Annotated in this window: 5 protein-coding genes; all 5 read left to right on the plus strand. The window is 68.5% G+C overall.

The annotated features are described in order from the left end of the window. Window positions 1–148, plus strand: a 148-nt coding sequence (locus tag ACOJSF_RS02035; RefSeq protein WP_420140575.1) for a flagellar basal body rod C-terminal domain-containing protein, incomplete at its 5' end; no start/stop codon positions are given. Between the two features lie 10 nt (window positions 149–158). Further along, window positions 159–839 carry a flagellar basal body L-ring protein FlgH gene (locus tag ACOJSF_RS02040; RefSeq protein ID WP_420140571.1) on the plus strand — a complete coding sequence of 227 codons (681 nt, stop codon included), beginning with the start codon at window positions 159–161 and terminating at the stop codon, window positions 837–839. Window positions 840–849: 10 nt separating this feature from the next. Next, window positions 850–1,941, plus strand: coding sequence for a flagellar basal body P-ring protein FlgI (locus ACOJSF_RS02045; protein WP_420140572.1), 1,092 nt, complete (start codon window positions 850–852; stop codon window positions 1,939–1,941). Continuing rightward, a complete protein-coding gene (locus ACOJSF_RS02050; RefSeq protein WP_420140573.1) occupies window positions 1,938–2,255 on the plus strand; it encodes a rod-binding protein in 318 nt (105 codons plus the stop codon). Before ACOJSF_RS02045 ends, ACOJSF_RS02050 begins: the two co-directional genes overlap by 4 nt. Continuing rightward, a partial coding sequence (locus tag ACOJSF_RS02055) for a FlgK family flagellar hook-associated protein (RefSeq protein WP_420140574.1) occupies window positions 2,252–2,927 on the plus strand: 676 nt, incomplete at its 3' end. The genes ACOJSF_RS02050 and ACOJSF_RS02055, both read left to right, overlap by 4 nt.

The following is a 2,927-nucleotide window of genomic DNA, read 5'->3' on the forward strand; positions in this document are numbered from 1 at the left end:
CATCCGCCAGGGCAACCTCGAATCCTCGAACGTCAATATCGTCGAGGAACTGGTCGACATGATCGAGACCCAGCGCGCCTACGAGATCAATTCGAAGATGATCAAGGCGACGGACGAGATGCTCCAATATGCCAACCAGCAGATGTGAGGGCTGACCCGTGTCGCGTAACGCTCTCCTCCTCTCCGCCGTGTTGGTCGTCGCGCTTACGCCTGCACAGGCGGGCCTGTTCGGCCGCAGCAAGGCCGCCGTCCGCGCCGAATATGCGCCGACCCGTCCAGCCCAGCCGGTGGCGCCGGCCGTCGCCGACGGCGCGATCTTCCACGCCACCAACGGCTATGCGCCGCTCACCTCGGGCGCGCGCGCGGCGATGGTGGGGGACGTGCTGACGATCGTGCTCGCGGAACGGACACAGGCGGTGAAGACCAACAGCGCCTCCACCGACCGCACCGGATCGGTCGGGCTTACGCCCCCCAGCGTCGGCCCGCTGTCGCTCTTCTCCCCCGCCGAGGCCTCGGCCAGCGGTGGCGGCAGCTTCGACGGCAAGGGCAATGCCGCGCAGTCGAACGCGCTCAATGGCGAGATTAGCGTGACTATCGCCGAGGTTTATCCAAACGGCACGATGCTGGTGCGGGGCGAGAAGCTGCTGACGCTCAACCGCGGCGACGAGCAGATCCGTATCTCCGGCCTCGTCCGCGCCGCCGACATCGACCTCTACAATCGCGTGCCGTCGACCCGCGTCGCCGATGCCCGCATCACCTATTCCGGCACGGGCGAGATTGCGCGCGCCAGCCGTCAGGGCTGGCTCAACCGCTTCTTCTCGATCCTCTCGCCTTTCTGAGGACGGCTTCATGCGTTTCTTCACCGCCCTTGCCGCCCTGCTGCTGGTCGCCGGCCCGGCAATGGCCGAACGGATCAAGGATCTCGGCCACTTCCAGGGACTGCGCTCCAACCAGCTCACCGGCTACGGCATCGTGGTCGGGCTGGCGGGCACGGGCGACGACAATCTCGAATATACGACGCAGGGCATGCGCAGCGTCGCGTCCCGTTTCGGGCAGCAGCTGCCGGCGGGCGTCAATCCCGCGCTGAAGAACGCGGCCGCCGTCATCATCACCGCCGATCTGCCGCCGTTCGCAAAACCGGGCGAAAAACTCGACATCACCGTCGCCGCGCTCGGCAAGGCGAAGTCGCTACGCGGCGGTACGCTGCTGCTGGCGCCGCTGCAGGGTGCGGACGGGCAGATCTACGCGATGGCGCAGGGCAATCTCGCGGTCGGCGGGCTGGGCGTGGCCGCCGCCGACGGATCGAACGTCACCGTCAACGTGCCCACCGCCGGGCGTATTCCGGGCGGGGCGACGGTCGAACGCGCGGTCGACGCCGGCTTCGCCACCACGCCCGAGCTGCGCTTCAACCTGGCGCAGGCCGACCTGACCACGGTCGGACGCGTCGCCAACGCGATCAACGCCAGCCTCGGCGCGGGCCGCGCGCGTGCGATCGATGCGGTCACGGTGGCGATCGCGGCGCCGCAGGGGGCGGAACTGCGCACGGCGCTGATGGGCCAGATCGAGGATATCGGGGTCTCCCCCGCCGATGCGCCCGCCAAGGTGATCGTCAACGCGCGCACCGGGACTGTCGTGATCAACGGCGCGGTGCGCATCGCCCCCGCGGCCGTCAGCCATGGCAAGCTGACGGTACGCGTGGTCAACGATCTGCGCGCGTCGCAGCCTGAGCCGTTCAGCCGCGGCCAGACCACCGTCGTCCCGCGCAGCGACATCGCGGTCGAGGAAGAGCGTCGGCCCATGTTCCGCTTCGACGGCGGTGCCAGCCTTGCCGACATCGTCAAGGCGGTGAACGCGATCGGCGCGTCACCGGCCGATCTGGTCGCGATGCTGGAGGCGTTGAAGGAAGCCGGCGCGATGAAGGCGGAGCTGGTCGTCCTGTGACCCGGCCGCTCTCCCCCCTCGCGGGCCCCGCCGCGCCCCTCGCGAAGGCGGACCCGGCCGAGCTCAAGCAGCTCAAGCACGTCGCCAAGCAGTTCGAGGCGGTATTCCTGCGCCAGCTCATCGGCACGATGCGCTCGGCGGGGATGGGTGACGGCCTGTTCGACTCCAGCTCGACCGAGCAGTTTCGCGACATGGCCGACGCACGCACCGCTGATTCGATGGCGGACAAGGGCGTGCTCGGCGTCGCCGATCTGCTCGTTCGCCAGTTCGGCGCGCGCTTGTCCGACGCCGCTAAAGGGACCGAGACGAAATGAGCGACCTGCTGGCGATCGGCCGTTCGGGCATCCTCGCCTATCGCGACGCGCTGGCGGGCGTGTCGGAGAATGTCGTCAATGCCAACACGGACGGCTTTGCCCGGCGCCAGGTCAAGCTGACCGAACAGGCAGGCAATGTCGGCGCGATGTATCTCTATCGGGCTTCGACCAACTTCAACGGCGTGCGCGCCGCCGAGGTGTCGCGCGTCTGGGACCAGTATCGCGCCAACAATGCGTGGAACGCGAACTCCGACGCGGCGATGGCGCAAAGCCGTACCCAGTATCTGTCCAGCATCGAGCAGGGCCTGAACGATAGCGCTGCCGGCGTCGGCGTGCGGTTGAGCGCGATCTTCACGTCGGCCACCACATTGTCGGCCAGCCCCGGCGACCCGACGCTTCGCCAGAGCTTTCTCTATGCGGTCGAGGAAGGCGCCGCCGCGCTGACCAAGACCGAAGCCAGCCTGCTCAAGCTGGGCGAGACCGTCACCAGTCAGGCGCGCTCGTTGACCGACGAGATCAACGAAGCGCTGGTCGCGCTCGGCCGCGTCAATGTCGCGCTCAAGGGCGCGCCGGAGGCAAGCTCGGGCCGCGCCGCGCAGGAGGACCAGCGTGACGCACTGATCGGGCGGATCGGCGCGGCCATGGGGGTCGACGTCTCGCTCGACACCGATG

Source organism: Sphingomonas sp., from assembly GCF_048594985.1.
In the GTDB taxonomy this organism is placed as follows: domain Bacteria; phylum Pseudomonadota; class Alphaproteobacteria; order Sphingomonadales; family Sphingomonadaceae; genus Sphingomonas_I.